We start from the raw sequence: 20123 nt of genomic DNA on the forward strand, positions 1-20123 counted from the left end.
TCCGCCTCGCTAGGCGATGCGTAAGCCTTGCGCGTCGAGAAGCACGCAGCCCAGCGGGTCGAAGCAGACATCGACCGTTTCGCCTTCACGCAGCGGCTGGCCGTCGATCAACGTGTTGGCGCGCACCTGCGTGCCGGCGCCGATGTCGATCTCGTAGACCGCATTGCCGCCGAGATAGGAGGTCGAGACGATCCGTCCCGCCAGCCTGTTGGCAGCACCGGCGGTACCGACGGTAAGCTTCTGCGGGCGAACGACGACGGTGACCGCGCTGCCGGTCGCGAGCGCCTTCGGCGCGGCCACCTTTACGACATGGCCGCTGGCCAGCGCGATCATCGCCATCTTGCCGTCCATCACCGTCACGCTGCCGGGCAGCATGTTGGCCTTGCCAAGGAAATTGGCGACGAATGCGGTGGCCGGCCGGTCATAGACCTGCGCGGGGGAGCCGATCTGCTCGATCAGGCCGGCGTTCATCACGACGATGTGGTCGGACATCGACAAGGCTTCTTCCTGGTCGTGCGTCACGAAGATAGCGGTGATGCCCGTCTCCCTCTGGATTTTCTTGATCTCGACGCGCATGTCCTCGCGCATATTGGCGTCGAGCGCCGACAAGGGCTCGTCCAGCAGCAGCACTTCCGGCTCGAAGACGATGGCGCGGGCCAGTGCGATGCGTTGCTGCTGGCCGCCCGAAAGCTGTGAGGGCAGCTTTGTCTCACTGCCGGGCAGCCGCACCATATCCAGCGCCTTCTTGACCCGGCGCACGATTTCCGGTTTCGGCACGTTTCGGTATTTCAGGCCGAATGCGACGTTGTCGAAGACGTTCTTGTGCGGAAAGAGCGCGTAGTTCTGGAACACCAGACCAATGTTGCGCTTGTAGATCGGGATGTCGTCGACCCGCTTTCCGCCGATCGAGATCTGGCCACTGGAGATGTCGACCAGGCCCGCGATCGATCGCAGGATCGTCGTCTTGCCGCACCCGGACGGCCCCAGCAAGGTGACGAAACTACCTTTGCGGATCGCCAGTGAAAAATCGCGCACAGCGGCGAACTTGCCGTAGAAAATATCAATGTCGCGAAACTCGACCGCAGGCTTTCCTATCGGCTGCCGCTCGCTCTGGGCGAGCGGGTCGCCAGCAGCCCCGGCCGAAGCCGGCCGGGGCTGATGGTCGTGGCTGTTGTCGTCATGCACCTTTCGACACCCTGTCCCACTGCTTGGTCCAGGCGTCTTCGTTCTTCGCCCAGTAGAGCGGATCGGCGAAGGTCAGCGACTTCATCGATCCGGTCGGGTCGAAGGCCGGAAGCGCGGCGATCTTATCGGTCAGCTTCACCTTGGTGGGGTCAAGGGACGGCGGATAGTTCTGGCCCTCGGCGACGGCGATCGACGTGGCCGGATCCAGCATGAAGTTGATCAACTCCTCGCATTCGGCCATGGGCGATCCCTTGAGCACCAGCATGTCCTCCATCCATGCGTATGAGCCGGCAGGGTCGAGATAGCCGATCGGCTGGCCCTGCTGCTGCAGGGCGGCGACACGTCCTGACCAGGCGTCGGTGACGACGATCTCGTTGCGCGACAGGAGGTCCATGAGTTCCGCGCCGGAACTCCAGAATTTCTTGGCCAGGTCGCGGGTCTCGCGAACCCTGGCCCAGACCGCATCCATATCCTGGATGTTGTTGGGGTCCTGTTTCGTCTGCAGCGCCGCATACCAGACGCGCGTCGTCATATCGGCGTAGCCGCCGATCTTGCCGGCATATTTCGTGTCGGTAAGCAGGTTGGCGCCCTTTTCTTTGGCTTCCTCCGGCGAGATGACCTTGTTGTTGTAGGCGATGCCGGTGGTGCCGTAATCATATGGCACTGCCGACAGCTTCGGCGTGATCTTGCGGAACGGCTCGATCATGGCGGTCAGCACATTCGCCATGTTTGGAATGTTCGCCTCGTTGATCTCCGAATTGAAACCGCCATTGACGTATTTGATGTAGTAGTTGACGCCGGAAGAATGGACGATCTGGAAGTCGCCTGGTTTCGAGGTCTTGATTTTGGTGATGATCTCGTTCTCGTCGCCAAAGGTGCCCTGGACGACCTTGACCTTGGACTTGGCGGTGTAAGGCTGGAACGCGTACTTGTCGATCGCCTCCTGCACCACGCCGCCCCATCCGTCGAAGCGCACTTCCGAAACCGCGGCCAGCGCCCGTCCCATCCAGGGCAGGGAAAGCCCGGTGGCGGCGGCAGCGGCGGCCGTCAGCGTCAGGAATGATCGCCGGCTGATGTCGCCATTGGCATAGCGTTCGTTGAGCCTCTCCAGTCGTTTGGTGGTTGTCAGTTTCATTTCCATTCTCCCATTTTCATTTTCACTTGCCTGCCTTGAACCAGGTCAGGCTTTGCAGGATGAGCCCGCCAGCCAAGGGAATGCCGACCGTCAAAAGGATCATGACGGTTCCGAGCGCGTTCACCTCGGGGCTGATCGAGATCTTCAGCATCGAAAGGATTTGCGTCGGCATGGTCTCGACGCCCGCCGGCCGCCAGAACAGGCTGGCCGAGGTGTTGTCGAACGAAATGGTGAAAGCGAGCAGAACACTGGCAAGCACTGCGGGAATGAGCAGCGGCAGCGTGATTTCGCGGAATGTCGACACACGCGGCGCTCCGAGCGACAGTGCCGCCTCCTCATAGGAACGTTTAATGCCGACCATGCGCGCCTGGACGATCAGCACCACGTAGGGGAGCGTGAGCAGAATGTGGCCGAGCACCAGAAGCGTCATACTGCGCGGCTGGTCGACGGCTTTGATCATGACCAGCAGGCCGACGCCGAGTATCGTTTCGGGGACCAGCGCGGGAAGAATGACAAGCGTGTTGATCGCCTGCTTGCCACGGAACTCGAAGCGCACCAGCGCCAATGCCGCCATGATGCCGAGCAGCGTCGTCACCGTCGCCGTCACCAGGGCAATCCACATCGATGTCCGGAAGGCGTCGAGAACCGGCTCGTTGGTGAGCAGCTTCTCATACCATCGCAGGCTGAAGCCGGTGAGGGGAAAGCCGCCGAACATCGAGGCGTTGAAGGAAAGCACGACCGTGGCGATGATCGGCGCGAACATGAAGACATAGACGCACACCGTGATCGCGCCGGTCAGCCGCCACGCCCATCTGCCTTCGCGATCGGGATGATCCGCTCTCATGCACTGAGACCCTTCATGATCTGCGACAGGCCCATATAGCGGCTGTAAGCGGCCGCGGCCGCGCCGAGCAGGACGAACAGGACGATGGAAAGCGTTGCGCCCATCGGCCAGTTGAGCTGCCCCATGATGGTGTCGTAGATCAAATTGCCGAACAGCGCGTCGCGACTTCCCCCGAGCAGCTGCGGTGTCACATAGGAGCCGGCCGCCAGCACGAAGCAGAGCAGCAGCCCGGCGCCCAGCCCCGGCATCGATAGCGGCAGGGTCACTTCGCGGAACGCCTGCGTGCTGGTGCAGCCCATCGAGCGGGCGGCGGCGATCAGCGTGCGGTCGATGCTTTCCAGGCTGACATAGACGTTCAGGATCATATAGGGCAGCAGAAAATGCAGCAGCCCCATGATGACGGCGCCCTCGGTGTAGAGCATCGGCAACGGCTCGTTGATAACCCCCAGCCTGATGAGCACGACGTTGATCAGCCCCTGTTCGCCGAGAATATGGATCCACGAGAATGTCCGGATGGTGAAGCTGATCCAGAACGGCACGATGAGCAGCAGCAACAGCAGCCATTTGTGCCTGAAAGTCGTGGCCCAGATGAAATAGGCGGGGAAATAACCAAGGATCGCGCAAATCACAGCGGTGATGGCGCCGACCCGAACGGTCTTCCAAAGAAAGCCGTGATAGTAACTATCGGTGAGGAATTCCTTCCAGTTGTCGAAGGTCAGCACCGCCGACTCCACACCCGCGGTGACGAAGGTGAAAAACGTGTAGACCGTCATCATCGCGATCGGCAGCAGCAGAAGCAGGGTAAGCAGCAAAAGCACGGGCGCGACGAGGACCCAGGCCAGTCGCTGATCGTATAATTTCCACCCTTTGGTCACGACCCGTCCAACCGTTTAAGTGCAAGCCGCCATCACCGGCTCGGCTCCGGACTAGATTGGGCGATCGGCGTTCAGGTGTCCACTCTGCATATGGCTCCTGCACAAATTCTGTGCAGGGCCACCGCGCGACCACCGGCCTTGCTGGATTCAACAAATTGCTCGGCGTTCTGCCTGCGCATTGATTAAATCAGATATCCCGATATACAGGATAATTTCGGATATAGATTTTGCATGGGTCGGGCAATTTCATGAGTCGCAATTTTCTGGTGATTGAACCTGAGGAAGGCATTGCCGTGCTCAAGGGGCTTGCCTCCTCGGCGCGTATCTCGATGCTGAAACTGCTGCATGAGAAGGGGCCGATGAATGTCAACGAAATCGCCGCCGTGCTGTCGCTGCCGCAATCGACCGTCTCGACCAACATCCAGGTGCTGGAGGATGCGGGGCTGATCCGCACCGAGAATCTGAAAGCGAAGAAAGGCAGTCAGAAAATCTGTTATCCGACGGCCGAAGAAGTGCTCGTCGTGTTCAAGAGCGAATATCGTGCGGTCAAGAACGACGCGATCGAAGTGTCGATGCCGATCGGGCTTTACACCGGCTTCGAGGTTACCGCGCCCTGCGGCCTTTGCTCGCCGGACGGCATCATCGGTCTGCTCGATGTTCCCAACACTTTCCTCGATCCGGACCGCATGAAAGCCGGTCTGCTATGGTTCACGCGCGGTTTTGTCGAATACCAGTTCCCCAACAATGCCAAGCTCGCCAATGCCGAGATCACCGAACTCGAAGTGGCGATAGAGCTGTCCTCGGAAGTGCCGGGCACCAGCGCCGATTGGCCCTCGGACATTACGCTGACAATCAATGGCGTCGATGTCGGCACCTGGACGTCGCCGGGGGATTTCGGCGACAAGCGCGGCGTCTTCACGCCCTCCTGGTGGAAGCTCAAGGGCTCGCAATACGGCAAGTTGAAGAACTGGCGAATTGCCAATGACGGCACCTATGTCGACGGCCTCAGGATTTCCGAAACCGGCCTCGCCGCACTCGATCTGAAGAGCCATCATTCAATCCGCATCCGTATCGGCGTCAAGGACGACGCCAAGCGCCCCGGCGGGATCAACATTTTCGGCAAGGGCTTTGGAAATTACGATCAGGACATCCTGCTCAGGATCAAAACTGGTTGATATCATGAAACCGGATTCTGAAGATAACTTAGCAATTTCAAGTTGCTGGCTTTCTGCTGTGCCAAAGCGTTCGTCTAATTGTCCTACATTTGGGTATTTTGGCTTGACGAAGGACTGCCAATCCCGCTTTGATATCGGGCAAGATGATTTAAATCATCGTTTGTGATATCGATGGGAGGAATGCATGAAGGCAGCCGTTATGGCTCATCCGCATTATGTTGTCTCGGAAATCGATCCGAGGCTCTACGGATCCTTCATCGAGCATCTGGGGCGGGCAGTTTACACCGGCATCTATGAGCCCGGCCATCCGACAGCGGACGCCAACGGCATGCGTCAGGACGTCATCGATCTCGTCAGGGAACTCAATGTTCCGATCGTCCGCTATCCCGGCGGCAATTTCGTCTCGGCCTACAATTGGGAAGACGGCATTGGCCCCAAGGAACAGCGCCCAGTCCGCCTCGACCTCGCCTGGCACACATCGGAAAGCAACGAAGTCGGCCTGCATGAATTTGCCGATTGGTGCACCTGCGCCAACACCGAGATGATGCTTGCCGTCAATCTCGGCTCGCGCGGCCTCGACGAAGCCCGCAACCTGCTGGAGTACGCCAACCATCCCGGCGGCAGCAAATGGAGCGACAAGCGCATCGCCAACGGCCGCAAGGAGCCGTTCGACGTCAAGCTCTGGTGCCTCGGCAATGAAATGGACGGTCCCTGGCAGATCGGCCACAAGACCGCGGACGAGTATGGCCGCCTCGCGCATGAGACGGCCAAGGCCATGCGCGCCTTCTCCAAGTCGCTCGAGCTGGTGGTCTGCGGCTCTTCGAATGCCAAGATGCCGACCTACCCTGAATGGGAAGCGACGGTTCTCGACCATACCTACAACGAGGTCGACTACATCTCGCTGCACATGTATTTCGACAACGAAGCCAACGACGCTCCGAACTATCTCGCCATGAGCGAAAAGCTCGACGGCTACATTGTCTCGGTCGCCGGCGTCATCGACTATATCAAGGCCAAGAAGCGCTCCAACAAGCAGGTCTACATCTCGTTCGACGAATGGAACGTCTGGTACCATTCCAAGGAGCAGGACAAGAAAATACTCGGCGGCAGCGACGGTTGGCCGTTCGCCCCGCCGTTGCTCGAAGACATCTATAATTTCGAGGATGTACTGCAGGTCGGCCTGATCCTCAACACCTTCATCCGCCGTTCCGATGTCGTCAAGATCGCCTGCCTGGCACAACTGGTCAATGTCATCGCGCCGATCATGACCGTTCCGAATGGCCCGGCATGGCGGCAGACGATTTTTTATCCCTATCTGTTTGCTTCTAGCTATGGCCGCGGCAATGCGCTGGATCTCAAGGTGGAAAGCCCGACCTACAAATCCGCCGTTGCGGGCGACGTCGCCTATGTCGATGTTGCCGGCGTGCACGACAGGCAAACCGGCCACGTCACCTTCTTCGCCGTCAACCGCCATTCGAGCGAGGCAATCGAAACAGTGGTCGACCTCACCGGCTTCGGCGCGGCGGAGATCGTCGATCACCAGGTGATGGCACACGCCGATCTGAAAGCCGTCAATTCGGCCGAAAACCCTGGCAATGTCGGCCCCAGGAAGGGTGAGGGAGCCTCGCTCGTCGGCGGCAAGCTGAGCCTGTCGCTGCCGGCCTATTCCTACCAGGTCATACGCCTGAGGCTCTGAGTTCAGGCGGATCATCGAGAAAGCGCAAACGCTGAGGAGGAGCGTCGACGTGACGGCCGATATCGAGATCAGGAACGTGAGCAAGCAGTTCGGTGCCATGACGGTGCTGGATCATCTGTCGCTCTCCATAAGGGCACGCGAATTCATCGTGTTCCTAGGGCCGTCCGGTTGCGGAAAATCGACGCTTCTTCGAATGATCGCCGGGCTCGAAGCTGTCGATAGCGGCGAGATTGCCATCAACAACGAGCGCATCGATCATTTGCCGCCGGGCAAGCGCGGCATTGCGATGGTGTTCCAGTCCTATGCGCTTTATCCGCATATGACGGTGCGCGACAACATGGCCTTCGGGCTTGCGAATATCGGCGTACCAGGCAAGGTCATCGAGGCGCGCATCAACGAAGCCGCCCGCATCCTGGAAATGCCGCATCTGCTCGATCGCAAGCCGGGCCAGCTCTCCGGCGGTCAGCGCCAGCGCGTCGCCATCGGCCGTGCGATCGTCAAGGAGCCGAAGGCCTTTCTGTTCGACGAGCCGCTCTCCAATCTCGATGCGGCGTTGCGCACCCGTACCCGCATCGAGCTTGCCCAGCTTCACCAGCGGCTGCAATCGACGATGATCTTCGTCACCCACGACCAGGTCGAGGCAATGACGCTGGCCGACCGCATCGTCGTCATGAACAATCGCAAGATCGACCAGATCGGTACCCCGATGGAGATCTACGAGCGCCCGGCGACCAAATTCGTCGCGGGTTTCGTCGGCGCGCCGGCGATGAACTTCGTCGATGCGACGCTCGACAAATCCGGCGAGAACGCCACGGCCAGGTTTGCGGACGGCGTCTCGGTGCAGACCGAGATCGCCTCCAGCCAACTGACCGACGGCCACTACACTTTCGGCATCCGTTCGGAAGACGTGCGCATCGTTGCCGCCGGACAGGGCAATGCCGGCGGCGTGGTCGATGTGCTCGAGCGGCTCGGCGAACGCACCCTGATCTACGCGCGGCTGGGTGATGGCCAGCAGATCGTCGGCTCGGATGCCGGCAACAGCCGCGTCGCCGTCGGCGACAGAATCGGGCTCGCCTTCGACGGCCAGAAATCGCATCTGTTCAACGAGACCGGCCGCGCCTGGCATGCGAGGGAGGCCTGAGATGGCTGACCGGCTGGCGATGTCCCCGACCGCGACGCTTGCTGTCGGCGTCAGAGCCCCTACCGCCGACATCTATGCGCCGCAATGGCGAAACGTCATTTTCGTTGCGCCATTCTTGTTCTTCTTCACCACGCTGCTGCTCTTCCCGCTGCTCTGGGGGATGTGGCTGAGTTTCCACAAGGCCGACACGTTCTCGTCCGGAAATTTTGTCGGTCTCGGCAATTACGCCAGGCTGTATCACGACAAGGTCTTCCTGCAATCGATCTGGAACACCTTCTACTTCGTGCTTCTGACGGTGCCGACGCTGGCGCTGATCGGCCTTTTCCTGGCGCTTTGCCTCAATCGCCGCACGCGCACTGCCGCGGTTTTGCGGACGCTGTTCTTTTCCTCCTCGGTGCTGTCGGTCACCATCGTCACGCTGATCTGGCGCATCGTCTTCATTCCGAATGTCGGCCTGTTGTCGACGATCTACGGATGGTTCGGCGCAACGGCCCCGGCCTTCATTTCCGATCCCAATCTGGCCATGGTCGGCATCGCCATTGCCACCATCTGGTGGTGCATCGGCCTGCCGATGATGCTCTTTCTCTCGGCGCTCCAGCAGATTCCGCAGGATATTTACGAGGCGGCAGCCCTGGACAATGCCAATCGTTGGCAGACGCTACGCTCGATCACGCTGCCGTCGATCAAGCGGACCTTCATCCTGGTGATCATCATCCAGATCGTGCTTCAATTCCAGCTGTTCGGCCAGGCCTGGCTGATGACGCGCGGCGGTCCGAACAACCTGACCAAGCCGATCGTGCTCTACATCTACGATACCGCATTCCGTCGCTGGGATCTCGGCCTGGGCGCCGCTGCATCGGAAATCCTGTTCATCCTCATCCTGGTCGCGGCCATGGCCCAGTACCTGGTGACACGCAGCAGGGGAGATCAGGCATGAGCGCCCCAGCAGCTTCCATCAAGGGCCGGGCATTTGGCGACCATTTGTTATTGGCCCTGGTCATCCTGCTTTCGATCGCCATGATCGCGCCGGTTCTGTGGGTCATCGGCCTGTCACTCAAGAACAATACGGAGCTGATGGCCGATCCGAATTCGGTGTTTCACGCGCCCTATACGCTGAAGAACTACATCAACACCGTCGGCACCTCGTCGGTGTTCATCTGGGTGCGCAACAGCATCATTGTCTCGGGCGGATTGACGCTCGGGACGTTGATCCTGTCGTCGCTCGCCGGCTACGGCTTTGCACGGCTGAATTTCCCCGGCCGAGACGTGCTGTTCGTGATCGTGCTGTTCGGCCTGGCGGTCCCGGAACAGGCCGTGCTTGTCGCCCGTCACCAGATTTTCAGCATGCTGAAGTTCCACAACACCTATCAAGGGCTCATCCTGCCGGCCCTTTCGGCTCCGTTCGGCGTCTTCCTGATGACCCAATATTTCAAGGCCATCCCGAAGGAGCTGGACGAAGCCGCCATGCTCGATAACGCCAGCCGGCTCGGGATTTTCTGGAAGGTGCTTCTGCCGCTCACGCTGCCTGCGCAGGCGACACTCGGCATCTTCACCTTTCTCGGCGCCTGGAACGATTACTTCTGGCCCCTGATTTCGGCGACGAGGAAGGACATGTTCACGCTGACGGTCGGCATGGCCTCGACCCAGACCAACTTCGCCCAGTCCGAAGGCATCGGCTTTCTGATGGCGCAGGCGGTGTTTGCCGGTGCACCGATCCTGATCGTCTACCTGTTCTTCCAGAAATACATCGTCACGGCGGTCTCCGGCGCTGCGGTGAGATAACGAAGTTTGCCTGACGGCCGGGGGAATGCCCAGCAATTGAAGCACGAAAGCCAATCCAGGGTGGAGCGGCGGAAACTCAGTAGGAGGAACTGATATGAAACTGAAGAAAATGCTGTTTGCCGCAGTCTCTGCGGGCGCAATGATGCTCGCAGCTCCAAGCTTCGCGGCCACGGAACTGAGCGTGCAGCGCTTTTTCGGCGCCTGCGATGCCGATTTCGGCACCAACACCGATCCCACCAAGGCCGTTGGCGAATGCGGCATCATCACCTCGCTGATCAACAAGTTCAACGCCGACAATCCCGATGTCCACGTCAACGTCACCACCGTGGAATGGCCCGGCTATGATCAGCTGACCGCGCAGTTCGCTTCAGGCGACGCTCCGGACATCGTCACGATCCATGAATCCGTACTGTCGGATTATCAGTCGAAGGGCCTGTTGATGCCGCTCGACGATCTCTTGAAGTCGGTCGGCGTGACACCCGACGCCTTCACCGACGCGGCGCGCAATGGCGCCACCAAAGACGGCAAGATCTACGGCCTGCCGATCGACAGCTGGACGATGCTCTATCACGTCAACCTGGATCTTTTCAAACAAGCCGGCCTCGTCAATGCCGACGGCACGCCGATTTTTCCAAAGTCGCCCGAGGAACTGCTCGCCCAGGCCGAACAGTTCAAGCAGAAGACGGGCAAGCCTTATTTCGTCCAGAACCTGGCCAATGAGACTGCACTCTACACACGCAACCTCTACACTTATCTTTTCCAGCAGGATTCCGATTTCTTTGCGGATCCGAAGCATGTGAAGTTGAATACGCCGGAAGCCAAGAAGGTCGTCGAGATGTACAAGGCGATCTTCGAGAAGGGCTACACCACCAAGGATCTCGATTATGGCGGCTCGATCAACGCCTTCCTTGCCGGCGAGGGTGGTGTCCACCTTAACGGCACCTGGGTGGTCGGCGATTACAACGCCCAGTCCGAGACCAAGGGTACGGCGCTCAATAAGGGCGGCTATGCGGTCTATCCGTATCCGCAGCTGTTTGGCGGCGCCCACGCGCAATATGCCGACGGCCACACCTGGGCCGTTTCGCAGAAAGACCGCACGCCTGAACAGATCGCGGCGATCGGCAAATTCCTGAAGTTCTTCGCCGACAACGACTTTGAGTGGTCGCGCACCGGTCACCTGCCGGCCTATAAGGCCGTCATCACCTCGGACGCCTTCAAGGCCCTGCCGCATCGCAACACGATCTCTGCGGTCGCCGACCTCGGCAAGCCGCTGCCGTCCGCCGTACAGCGTCAGTTTGCGATCCAGGACATCATGGGCGAAGAGATGAGTGCAGCAATCAGCGGCCAGAAGGACGTCGACACCGCCCTTGCCGACATGGAAAGTCGCGTCAACGAATTGCTCGCCAACATCTGACCACGGGTTTCGAAAGGCCCTCCCAAGGCGCCCCGCGGCTGGAAACGGCCGCGGGGTTTTGGTGAGGCAGTGGTTATTATCCTCGAGTTGCGCGACTTGGCGGTGGCGACCGGTCAAACACGCCAACCACCATGCCGCAACCTCGGCAGCTGCCGACGCAAGCCCTGACTGAAGGATTCCGCTAGAACGCCGCGGCCATGGGCATTGCGACCTTGTTGGGGATCTGGATGTCGATCTCCAATCTCGAAGTCGTTTCGCCGTGATCCATGCTCACCTGCAGGAAATCCTGATCGACCTGAACATGCCGGGCGATCACCGCCATGATCTCCTCGCGCAGCACGGAGACGAGATCGGGCTGGTTGCGGCTTCGACGCTCGTAAGCCAACAGCAGTTGCAAGCGCTCGCGCGCCACGGGCGCGCTGCCGCGGCGCTTGAAGATATCGAGCAGGTTCATGCTGCCCTCCTTCCCAACAGCCGGTCGAGGAGGCCCCTCCGCTCGAAAGGCAGAATGACCGGCAGGTCCTCGCCCTCGAGTCTTCTTGCCGCGTCGATATAGGCGCGTGCGGCGGGGTTGGTGTTTTCGCTGAGCGTAACCGGCGCGCCCACATTGGATGCGCGCAGCACGTCCTGGCTCTCGGGAATTATTCCCAGCAAGGGCGTCGACAGGATCTCGAGCACGTCATCGATGCTGAGCATCTCGCCGCGGGCGGCGCGCGCAGCATCGTAGCGCGTGACGAGCACGTGTTTGGCAATCGATTCACCTTGCTCGGCTTTCATCGTCCTGGAGTCGAGCAGGCCGATGATGCGATCGGAATCGCGGACCGAGCTCACTTCCGGATTGGTGACGATTACCGCCTCGTCGGCAAAGCGCATGGCAAGTTGCGCGCCCCGCTCTATGCCGGCGGGGCTGTCGCAGAAGACGTAGTCGAAAACCGAGCGCAGCTTGTCGATGACATCGGCGACGCCTTCCTCGGTGAGAGCGTCCTTGTCGCGCGTTTGCGAGGCCGGCAGCAAGAACAGCGTTTCGAGTCGCTTGTCACGGATCAGCGCCTGCGAGAGCTTGGCGGTTCCCTGAATGACGTTGACGATATCGAAAACAACGCGCCGCTCGGCGCCCATGATCAGATCGAGGTTGCGCAGGCCGACGTCGAAATCGACGAGGGCCACCCGCTTGCCGGTTTTCGCGACCGCGGCGCCGAGAGCGGCCGTCGAGGTCGTCTTGCCGACACCCCCTTTGCCGGATGTGACAACCACTACCTTGCCCATATTTGTGCCTCCAATGTTGTTAGTTGAGCGGTGCGACGCAAAGTGCGCCGTCCTCGAGAAAGGCCTGTACCGGCCTTCCTCGCGAGGAGGCGTCCATCTCCTCGGCGGTGCGGTACCAGCCGTCCACCGCCAGAAGTTCGGCTTCGTTTTTCCGGCAAAAGATGCGAGCCGCGGAATTTCCCGTGGCGCCGGCGAACGCACGTCCACGCAGCGTGCCGTAGACGTGAATCGATCCTCCGGCGATGATCTCGGATCCGGAACTGACGGAGCCGACAATGACCACATCGCCATCGGGATGAAAGATCGACTGGCCGGAGCGGATCGGTGCCTTGATCATCAATGAGTTCGGCGCCTGCGGCTCTTCCGTCTTGGCCTCAGTGGCGGCCTTCGGGTCCGGCTGCACGTAAAGCGCGTCAGCGGTGGCCTCCTTGGCGCCAACGAGGAGCGGCGGCAGATCGGCGTCGAGAGCAACGTTGCCATCGGCCTCGATCGCGTAGATGCGAATCCCGCGCTCTGCGAGCTGGGAGACCAGATCCCGCATCTCGCCCACCTCGGGCTTGAGCATAGTCAGATCGAGCACGACCGGACGGCCGGCAAAGAAGCCGGGAGAGTTTTCGGTCCAGTGATCGAGGCTTTGCAGCCATTCCCCTAAAGGGGCCTCAGGGGTGAGGGTGAAGGCTACAAACGAGCGCGCTCGAAAGCGTATGGACTTGTTTTGGATGGGAGCGACGCAGGTCACAGAGGCGAGTCCTTACTGATTGGTTAAGGCTAGCCCGGCATGGTTAACGAAAAGTTAATGGCGGCTTCCCGAGGCGTTGGGGGAGGCATTCTTTTTGCCTCCGATCGCCCCGCCGGCGCCTTGCTTCCGATGCACGACGAGGTTCTCCTCGTGGCTGCCTGGAGGCGTCTCCAGTTCACTAGGTCGGCCGACCGGTATACGATTGCCATGAACGCCGAGCCTACTAAGGAGTCGTCGAATTGACTACCATTGCCAAGAAGTCGGTCGCGGATCGCGGTCGTGCTACCTATGATCTTGGCGGGACGGCCATCTTTGCTTCCAAATTAGACCCGCGCTTTCACTACTGCCTGTATGTGCCTCCCGCGGTTGGGGAAGGGGCCAAAGTCGATCTGATGGTCGCCATCCATGGCACCGGCCGCACCTCTTTTCTTGGATTCCGCGACGCGTTTTCCGAGTTCGGACGCTGGAACGGCTGCGCCGTTTTGTGTCCGCTGTTTCCAATCGGCGTTCTCGGGGATGATGCCCGCAGCGGGTACAAATATATGCTCGAGGGCAACATACGCTACGATCAGGTGCTGCTCGCCATGGTTGAGGAGGTCAGCGCCAAATACAGTCAGGATTGGAGCCGCTTTGCCATGTTCGGATTTTCCGGCGGCGGGCATTTCACGCATCGTTTTGCTATCCTGCATCCCGACAGGCTCTGGGCGGCCTCAATCGGCGCGCCAGGCTCGGTGACCTTGCTCGATCCGACGCGTGACTGGTGGGTGGGCATTCGTGATCTGCCGGAGAAGTTCTGCATCACCTTCGATGCCACAGCGCTGGCAAAAGTGCCTTTCCAGATGATCGTCGGCGACGCCGACCTGGAGACTTGGGAAATCACTCATGTCCAAGGCAGCGCCCATTGGATGCCGGGTGCTAACGATGCGGGGCGAACACGGCCGGAACGCCTCATGGCATTGTGTCGATCGTTCGAGGCAGCGGGTGCGCGCGTGCGCTTCGATTTGCTGCCAGGCGTATCTCATGAACGGGACGCGGTTCTCGATTCGGTCAAGGATTTCCTCGCCCAACAACTCAAGGAACGACGGAACGCCTCACGATGAATCGTTGCGCCCCAGCCCGTGAAGAGATTACGGCAATCAAAGCCCGACCACGTCGATCGCATCCAACCGCGACCCTGCTGCCGTGCGCGACAACTAGAGCAAGGTTTCGTACTGATCGCCAATCTTGTCGACTGTGAAATCCGCCGCCCTGCTTTTCAGCACGGCAGCAGGGGTGGGGTGGTCCAGCATCTCGGCCATCGCCTCCGTCAGGGCTGCGGCGTCACCGACCGGCACCAAGGTGCCGAAACGGCCGTCACCGAGTATCTCGCGCGGGCCATGCGGAGCATCGGTGGAGATTACGGGGACACTAGCAGCCATGGCCTCGACCAAGACGTTGCCAAAGCCTTCGCTGGTGGATGTAAGGACGAACAGATCGGCTGCGGCATAACAGGCTGCGGGATCGTTGACGTAGCCGGCAAAGAGTACGTCCTGGCCAATGCCGATCTGCTCGGCATAGGCGTGCAATTCGGCAGCCAGCGGACCTTCGCCGAAGATGACAAGCCGGGCAGGGCGGCCGGCGCGCAGGGCAGCGAAGGCCCGCAGCAAAGTCCGGTGGTCCTTGACCGGCACCAGGCGCCCGGCGGTGGCAATGACCGGGCCATCGCCCATCGCCGCCAACGCTGCCTGCCAGGCATAGGAAGTCCCCTGCGGTGCTTCAGCCGGCGGCAGCGGGTTGTTGATGACGACGACCTTGGATTCGGGGAAGCCGCGCGCGATGATGTCACGGCCGACACCCGCCGAAACGGCGATGGCTTTGGTTGCACGCGCTGCAACCAGCGCGTAAAGCCAGATCGCCAGCCTCGCGCCGAGGCCGCTGGCAGGCAGCGAGGCGGCGGCGTGGAAGCTTGGAAAGAATTTTGCCCGGCTTCTGGCCAACATGAGTGACAGCGCCATCACCAGATTGGCGAATTCCGGGGCGCTATAGACCGCATCAGGATCAAGGCGGCGGAACAAATTTGCGCTTCGCACGATGCCTTTCAGCGTCGCTGACTTGGCGTAACCCTCGCCGCGCAAGAGAAGGCCGAAGTCGACCAGATGCACGGCAGCGGAGCGCAGCGCGGCGTTAGGGCCTTCCGCGTTCCAGGTAAAAAGCGTGACCTCGTGGCCACGCGACGCCAGTTCATTTGCCATCAGGACGAAGACACGCTCGGCGCCGCCGCCCCTCAGGCTGGCAATGTGAAAAACGATGCGCTTCACCATGCCTTGCTTCAGGCTCGGCTGGCGGCAAGGCCTGATCGGTTCGGCGGCCGGCGCATGTCGCGGATGATGCCCATGCCGATGGCCAGTAGCATGCCCAGGCCAAAGCCTGCGAACGCTCCTGCGCCTGCCACCAAGGCAGGGCGCGGTGGCCAGGAGCGCCCTGGTGGCGGCACCGCGGTCGAAATCACCTGTACGTTTGTGGTGTCGATCTGCTCGCGCTCGCTGATTTGGCGCGCACGTGACAGGAAGCTCTCATAGACCGCTCTCTTGGACGCGGCATCGCGTTCAAGCTCACGCAGGGCGACTTCGGACTCGCTGTCGGTGAAAACATTGCTCTTCAGATCGTTCATCCTGGCGTTGAGAGAAGCCAACGAGGCCCTAGCCTTGTCCAGGCTGGCCTTTGCCGTGCCGACGGTGCGGGAGAACTCGGCCCGGAGTTGCGAGTTGACGGTCTCGAGTTCCGTCCTGAGCCTGACAATCGTCGGGTGACGCGGACCGAAGGTCATCGACTGTGAATCGATCTGCTGCCCCAGGCTGTTTGACCTGTCGCGCAGCGCTGCGAGCGCTTCCGAAACCGTGGGGTCGGGATTGGCTCCGTTGATACCGGAGGCAACCAGGGCGTCGTAACTTGCCTGCGCGGCGATGACACGCGATTGCGCATCGACGATTTCGCCATTGAGCTGCGTCAGCGTCTGCGAACTGACGAGCTGGCCATTGCTGGACGACAGGTTGTGGCTGCGCCTGTAGCTCTCGACCTTCTCTTCGGCAGCTTGCACGTCGCTCTTGAGTTGGCCAAGCCGGCTGTCAAGGGCAGCCGCGGCACGGCTGGCGCCGGCAGCTTCGGCCTTGGCCAGTTCTTCCTGGAAGTTTTTAACTATGGCCTGCGAGATCAGGATCGCCTTGGCGGTGGTTTCCGCAGATACCGAGAGGGTTGTGACAAACGAGGTCGGGTCCGCGGTGGCGTCTACCCGGTCCGCCAGGTTCTTCAAGGCGATAAGCCTCGGGTCGGGCTTCGCCACAGCGCCCGACGAGGATGTGCCCCGGTCCGGATCGAAAAATTCCGGATCGTGAGTCAGATTCAGTTCGTCCACCACACGGGAAAGCACGTTGCCCGAGGTCAGGATGCGCTGCTTGCTGCGCGTGCTGAGCAGCTGGCTATCGACCTGGCCCGGTTGTGAGTAGAGGTCGTTTTCTACAACCTGCAAATTGGATGGGTTGATGAGGACCTCCGTCGTGACGGTGTAACGCTGCTTGCTCAGCAATGCATAGGCGCCGCCGACAATGCCGCCGATTACCGCCAGCATGAACGCCAGGGCGAGGCCGGCCCGTAGCCAGACGAACAGGCGTCGAAAATCGAGCTCGAGGAAATCGCCGATCTTGTCCAGGGTCACCGTTGCGACAGGCTCTGGAGGTTGCGGCGTCACCGGCGCGGAGCTTAGCGCCGCGACTAGGCCATGCTGTTGCAGCAATGCCCTGCGCCGTGCATTGGCGATACGCTCGAATGCACTGTTATTGGAAGCCGTCGCGGAGATAGGGGGTGTGCCGGAACCGGCAGACATGGTGACAACCCTTGTTAAATCATTACGCTTGGCCTGCTCTATAGAAACATCGTTAACATCTTATTTTCCAAGTTGGCCCATTTTACTGTTCATACACCCCGTCCGTCCGGCGGACGTTGAAGGGATTTCGTTGCCCAGAATGCCGTTCGAATATCGCCATTTGGATGGGCCATGAGCTATCCCGCTGCCGCTTCGGAACGATTATCATCCAGCCGAGCGCGCCGTCAGAACGCGCTGTCGCTGCTGTTTTTCCTATGCGCGGCGTTCGCGCTCCTGCTTCGCTTTACGGTGTCGCCGCAGGTGATGAACATGGTCGTCGACTATACGGCCCAGGGAGGCTCGTTCTACGAAAAGCTGCATTTCGGCACCTATGCGATCATCCTGCTGCTTCCTATCGTTCTTTTCAGCCGGCCGTTTCTGCTGCACGGCGACGAAATTGGAATATTCAAGGCGCTGATCCGCTATTCGGTGCTGATGTTCGTGCTGGTGCCCTATCTGTTCGTTACCGGCCGTGCGGGCTCCTCCGGGTTCATCATAGATACCTATCTGGTGGCCGGCGCCACAGGCCTGTTGATGCTGGCATTGAATGCAGAGGTGCGGCGGGCGCTGGGAGACGTCGTGCTTGGAATGGCGATCCTGAGCGCTGTCATCGGCACGATCGAGGCGGTGACTCAACATCGGTTGTTGCCCTATGGCTTGAACGAACTGCAATTCAGGCCAACTGGCCTGTCGGCCCATCCGCTGGCACTGGGCGCGCTCTGCGCCACAACCATCGGATTCGTGCCGCTGACGCACTGGCGCATCTGGGTGCGGGTCATGGCGATCTTCCTGTTGTTCATCGGGTGCGCTGCATCAGGCGCTCGCGCTGCGCTGATGCTCGCCACGGCGGAAATCCTCATTCTGCTGCTGTTCGTGCCCTGGCCGGGCCTATCGCTCAAATACGAGCGGCAGGCCAAATTTGTCGTACTGATGTTCACCGTCACGGGTGGCGCGGTGCTCGTGGCAGTACTGTTTGCGGGTGGTCTGCTGAATCGGTTCAGCAACACCATCTTCGACGAAAACTTCATGGCCCGGGTGACGATTTACCAGGTGTTCGGACTGGTCAGCTGGAACGACATCCTGTTCGGCATGAACGTTGACGACCTGCTGGCGATCGTCCGGCAGAAGCTGCATCTTCCCTACATCGAAAGCGCGCCGGTGGTAATTATCTTGCTCTTCGGCCTGCCCATAGCCCTGCTGTTTATAGCGCTGATATTCTGGTTCGTCTTCCGGCTGCTGCGCGGGGCGCCGCTGCCGGCATGGATCGGCACTATAACGTTCTTGCTTGCCGCGCTGTCAAATAACGCGCTTTCGTCAAAAACGCCGGACATGACGATCATCGTGGTGTTGCTACTTGCCTACAGGAACCAGCCCTACAGAAACCAGCCGGAGAGCACGTCTTCGGTCGCTGCATTCCAACCTGAAGCCGGCTGAGATCCGTTAAGCACGGGCCTCAAATCCGGTCAGCCGGCGCTGTCCACGACCTCGACACGTCCCGCGCGGTTGAGCGTGTGAATGCCGGACCGAGCCCATGCCGTCCCGGGATCGATTGGCTGGGGCAGTTCGAAACGGACGTCGAAATCATCAAGCCGATCCAGTCGCATCAAGCCCAGGCCACCGCCATAGGCTCTCGAGCCGTTTTGCACCGGCAGCAGCAAAGCTTCGCCCTGGCGGATAAAGGCGCCGCCCGGCCGAGTGGCGGAGTGGTCGACCGCGACCGGATTGAGCGCGTGCGCAGCCCAGGGCCCACGCAGCGCCGGAGCGGAATAGACGGCCATCGTGTCGGACGCGCTGCCGTGACCGAACCGCTCAGTCCCCAACAGCCAGAAGCGGCCGTCGGATTCGAGCAGCGTGGCGTCGTTGAAATCCCTGTCCGTCATCAGCACCGTATCGCGTACCCAGCGATCGGGAAACTGCACGGCACGGTAGAGCACCAGTTCTCGCGCCGTAGCGCTTTCGGGGATCATGAAAATCTCGCCGGAGTGAGCGAACACCTGCGGATATGACAGGTGATGCGCTTCCTCCAGCACCATTTTCGGCACGCCGAAAGTGCCGTCGGTGCCAAGTTCGGCGACAGAAATCACGCCGCGGCCGATGGCGTAGGGGAACTCCTCGACAAAAAGAAAGTGGCGGCCGTCGCGCTCGAGAACGAACGGATCGGCGTAGAATCGCTGCCCGTCATCGGCAAGCACGGTGAACGGCTTGCCATCCAGCTGTCCGGTTTCGGCGACGCCTGGACCGTCGATCAGCCGGTAAGCAACCTGCCAATAGAAGGGGCGCCGACCACGTCGCAGTTTTTGCACGGCGCGGTCAACCAATCCCCTGCCGAAAAAGGGCAGATAGTGCCTGATAAATCCGCCTTTCTGCAGGGGCGGCGCCGGGCTCTCGGCAATCGGCGCAAGTTTGCCCGTGGAGAAGCGGGCGACACATTGGGCAATCAGGGAGATGGTGCCGGCGAGCAGGTCGTTGCTGGTTCGGGAAAGCCACAACCGGTCGCTGATCATCGGCCGCGCCCTGGCGACGGCAACGCCGTCGAGGCGCGCGGTCAGTTCGGGCAACCGCCCGCTCGCCAGCATCTCGGTCATGCCCGCGGCAAAGCTGCTGTGGCCGCAAAATTCGAGCGTCAGGACAGGCGTACCCCGTCGTACGGCGGTCGCGGTGAGATCGACTATAAGATCGACTGGGCTGGTATCGCCGGACGGCAACGGCCCGGAACGGCTTGCCAGTGAGGGGCCGAAGCGCCGGCCCTCGAGCGCCAGCACATTATCCATCCCGCGCGCATTGGGTTCAGGCGTCGGCGCGCGGCTACTCGAAACCGCATGTCCAGCCGCACTCAACCGCGCCAGAAGCTCATTTTCCCAGCGCCGGGATGCGTTGGCGTGGCCGATGATTAAAATATTAGTCAATCCAATATATTCTTTTTCAAGACTATTACCATAGACTACTTGTCAGCCCAACCTTTCACAAGAGTTA

The 20123-nt window shown here is 60.6% G+C and carries 18 protein-coding genes; 8 read left to right on the plus strand and 10 right to left on the minus strand.

The genetic code is table 11. The features are described 5' to 3' along the window. Nucleotides 1–9 precede the first annotated feature (9 nt). The 4 genes from NKI95_RS16415 to NKI95_RS16430 are packed head-to-tail and all read right to left on the minus strand — an operon-like array spanning nt 10 to nt 4039. Entirely contained in the window at nt 10–1185 is a 1176-nt protein-coding gene (locus tag NKI95_RS16415) for an ABC transporter ATP-binding protein (RefSeq protein ID WP_352718039.1), read from the minus strand. Beyond that, nucleotides 1178–2320: an extracellular solute-binding protein gene (locus NKI95_RS16420; protein ID WP_352718041.1), complete on the minus strand. Its 1143-nt coding sequence runs from the start codon at nt 2318–2320 to the stop codon at nt 1178–1180. Before NKI95_RS16420 ends, NKI95_RS16415 begins: the two co-directional genes overlap by 8 nt. 22 nt (nt 2321–2342) lie before the next feature. Next, the gene (locus NKI95_RS16425) at nt 2343–3164 is read right to left on the minus strand and encodes an ABC transporter permease (protein ID WP_352467122.1); all 822 of its coding nucleotides are present in this window, start codon (nt 3162–3164) and stop codon (nt 2343–2345) included. Then, nucleotides 3161–4039: an ABC transporter permease gene (locus NKI95_RS16430; protein WP_352718042.1), complete on the minus strand. Its 879-nt coding sequence runs from the start codon at nt 4037–4039 to the stop codon at nt 3161–3163. Before NKI95_RS16430 ends, NKI95_RS16425 begins: the two co-directional genes overlap by 4 nt. A 248-nt stretch (nt 4040–4287) precedes the next feature. Here NKI95_RS16430 and NKI95_RS16435 point away from each other — a divergent pair, with 248 nt between their 5' ends. The 6 genes from NKI95_RS16435 (at nt 4288) to NKI95_RS16460 (ending at nt 11247) form a co-directional block, all read left to right on the plus strand. Beyond that, nucleotides 4288–5214, plus strand: a complete 927-nt coding sequence (locus NKI95_RS16435; protein ID WP_352718044.1) for an ArsR/SmtB family transcription factor — start codon at nt 4288–4290, stop codon at nt 5212–5214. A 184-nt stretch (nt 5215–5398) separates the two neighbouring features. Then, complete coding sequence (arfA, locus tag NKI95_RS16440) at nt 5399–6910, plus strand: arabinosylfuranosidase ArfA (RefSeq protein ID WP_352718046.1); 1512 nt, start codon at nt 5399–5401, stop codon at nt 6908–6910. A 49-nt stretch (nt 6911–6959) separates the two neighbouring features. Then, nucleotides 6960–8051, plus strand: coding sequence for an ABC transporter ATP-binding protein (locus NKI95_RS16445; protein WP_352718048.1), 1092 nt, complete (start codon nt 6960–6962; stop codon nt 8049–8051). A gap of 19 nt (nt 8052–8070) precedes the next feature. Further along, entirely contained in the window at nt 8071–8988 is a 918-nt protein-coding gene (locus tag NKI95_RS16450) for a carbohydrate ABC transporter permease (RefSeq protein WP_502909178.1), read from the plus strand. Then, entirely contained in the window at nt 8985–9833 is an 849-nt protein-coding gene (locus NKI95_RS16455; RefSeq protein WP_352718051.1) for a carbohydrate ABC transporter permease, read from the plus strand. The genes NKI95_RS16450 and NKI95_RS16455 overlap by 4 nt, the downstream gene beginning before the upstream one ends. Nucleotides 9834–9927: 94 nt before the next feature. Next, entirely contained in the window at nt 9928–11247 is a 1320-nt protein-coding gene (locus tag NKI95_RS16460; protein WP_352718053.1) for an ABC transporter substrate-binding protein, read from the plus strand. 181 nt (nt 11248–11428) lie between these two features. Here the strand turns inward: NKI95_RS16460 and minE are convergent, their stop codons facing one another. From minE to minC, 3 genes are read right to left on the minus strand one after another with little or no spacing between them, the layout of a single operon-like run. Continuing rightward, a complete protein-coding gene (gene minE / locus NKI95_RS16465; RefSeq protein ID WP_023677151.1) occupies nt 11429–11701 on the minus strand; it encodes a cell division topological specificity factor MinE in 273 nt (90 codons plus the stop codon). Then, entirely contained in the window at nt 11698–12513 is an 816-nt protein-coding gene (gene minD, locus NKI95_RS16470) for a septum site-determining protein MinD (protein WP_254819515.1), read from the minus strand. Before minD ends, minE begins: the two co-directional genes overlap by 4 nt. 19 nt (nt 12514–12532) lie before the next feature. Beyond that, nucleotides 12533–13252, minus strand: a complete 720-nt coding sequence (gene minC, locus NKI95_RS16475) for a septum site-determining protein MinC (RefSeq protein ID WP_352718054.1) — start codon at nt 13250–13252, stop codon at nt 12533–12535. Nucleotides 13253–13491: 239 nt separating this feature from the next. Between minC and NKI95_RS16480 the strand changes: the two genes are divergently transcribed. After that, the gene (locus NKI95_RS16480; protein ID WP_352718056.1) at nt 13492–14352 is read left to right on the plus strand and encodes an alpha/beta hydrolase; all 861 of its coding nucleotides are present in this window, start codon (nt 13492–13494) and stop codon (nt 14350–14352) included. A gap of 93 nt (nt 14353–14445) precedes the next feature. Here NKI95_RS16480 and NKI95_RS16485 read toward each other — a convergent pair whose 3' ends face one another. Continuing rightward, a complete protein-coding gene (locus NKI95_RS16485; RefSeq protein ID WP_352718057.1) occupies nt 14446–15552 on the minus strand; it encodes a glycosyltransferase in 1107 nt (368 codons plus the stop codon). 8 nt (nt 15553–15560) lie between these two features. Continuing rightward, nucleotides 15561–17111 carry a GumC family protein gene (locus tag NKI95_RS16490; RefSeq protein ID WP_352718059.1) on the minus strand — a complete coding sequence of 517 codons (1551 nt, stop codon included), beginning with the start codon at nt 17109–17111 and terminating at the stop codon, nt 15561–15563. 171 nt (nt 17112–17282) lie between these two features. On the opposite strand from NKI95_RS16490, the gene NKI95_RS16495 reads away from it, so the two are divergent. Next, nucleotides 17283–18584: a VpsF family polysaccharide biosynthesis protein gene (locus NKI95_RS16495; protein WP_352718060.1), complete on the plus strand. Its 1302-nt coding sequence runs from the start codon at nt 17283–17285 to the stop codon at nt 18582–18584. Between the two features lie 29 nt (nt 18585–18613). Here the strand turns inward: NKI95_RS16495 and NKI95_RS16500 are convergent, their stop codons facing one another. Continuing rightward, nucleotides 18614–19921, minus strand: a complete 1308-nt coding sequence (locus NKI95_RS16500) for a glucosamine inositolphosphorylceramide transferase family protein (protein WP_352718061.1) — start codon at nt 19919–19921, stop codon at nt 18614–18616. Nucleotides 19922–20123 lie beyond the last annotated feature (202 nt).

The organism is Mesorhizobium sp. M0306 (assembly GCF_040321655.1).
Lineage (GTDB): Bacteria > Pseudomonadota > Alphaproteobacteria > Rhizobiales > Rhizobiaceae > Mesorhizobium.

What these genes read in the sequence shown, in the direction of transcription:
- NKI95_RS16420 (WP_352718041.1), bottom strand. Translation starts at nt 2,320, where the DNA reads ATGAAACTGACAACCACCAAACGACTGGAGAGGCTCAACGAACGCTAT.
- NKI95_RS16425 (WP_352467122.1), bottom strand. Translation starts at nt 3,164, where the DNA reads ATGAGAGCGGATCATCCCGATCGCGAAGGCAGATGGGCGTGGCGGCTG.
- NKI95_RS16435 (WP_352718044.1), top strand. Translation starts at nt 4,288, where the DNA reads ATGAGTCGCAATTTTCTGGTGATTGAACCTGAGGAAGGCATTGCCGTG.
- arfA (WP_352718046.1), top strand. Translation starts at nt 5,399, where the DNA reads ATGAAGGCAGCCGTTATGGCTCATCCGCATTATGTTGTCTCGGAAATC.
- NKI95_RS16450 (WP_502909178.1), top strand. Translation starts at nt 8,071, where the DNA reads ATGTCCCCGACCGCGACGCTTGCTGTCGGCGTCAGAGCCCCTACCGCC.
- NKI95_RS16455 (WP_352718051.1), top strand. Translation starts at nt 8,985, where the DNA reads ATGAGCGCCCCAGCAGCTTCCATCAAGGGCCGGGCATTTGGCGACCAT.
- NKI95_RS16460 (WP_352718053.1), top strand. Translation starts at nt 9,928, where the DNA reads ATGAAACTGAAGAAAATGCTGTTTGCCGCAGTCTCTGCGGGCGCAATG.
- minE (WP_023677151.1), bottom strand. Translation starts at nt 11,701, where the DNA reads ATGAACCTGCTCGATATCTTCAAGCGCCGCGGCAGCGCGCCCGTGGCG.
- minD (WP_254819515.1), bottom strand. Translation starts at nt 12,513, where the DNA reads ATGGGCAAGGTAGTGGTTGTCACATCCGGCAAAGGGGGTGTCGGCAAG.
- NKI95_RS16485 (WP_352718057.1), bottom strand. Translation starts at nt 15,552, where the DNA reads ATGGTGAAGCGCATCGTTTTTCACATTGCCAGCCTGAGGGGCGGCGGC.
- NKI95_RS16490 (WP_352718059.1), bottom strand. Translation starts at nt 17,111, where the DNA reads ATGTCTGCCGGTTCCGGCACACCCCCTATCTCCGCGACGGCTTCCAAT.
- NKI95_RS16495 (WP_352718060.1), top strand. Translation starts at nt 17,283, where the DNA reads ATGAGCTATCCCGCTGCCGCTTCGGAACGATTATCATCCAGCCGAGCG.
- NKI95_RS16500 (WP_352718061.1), bottom strand. Translation starts at nt 19,921, where the DNA reads ATGGATAATGTGCTGGCGCTCGAGGGCCGGCGCTTCGGCCCCTCACTG.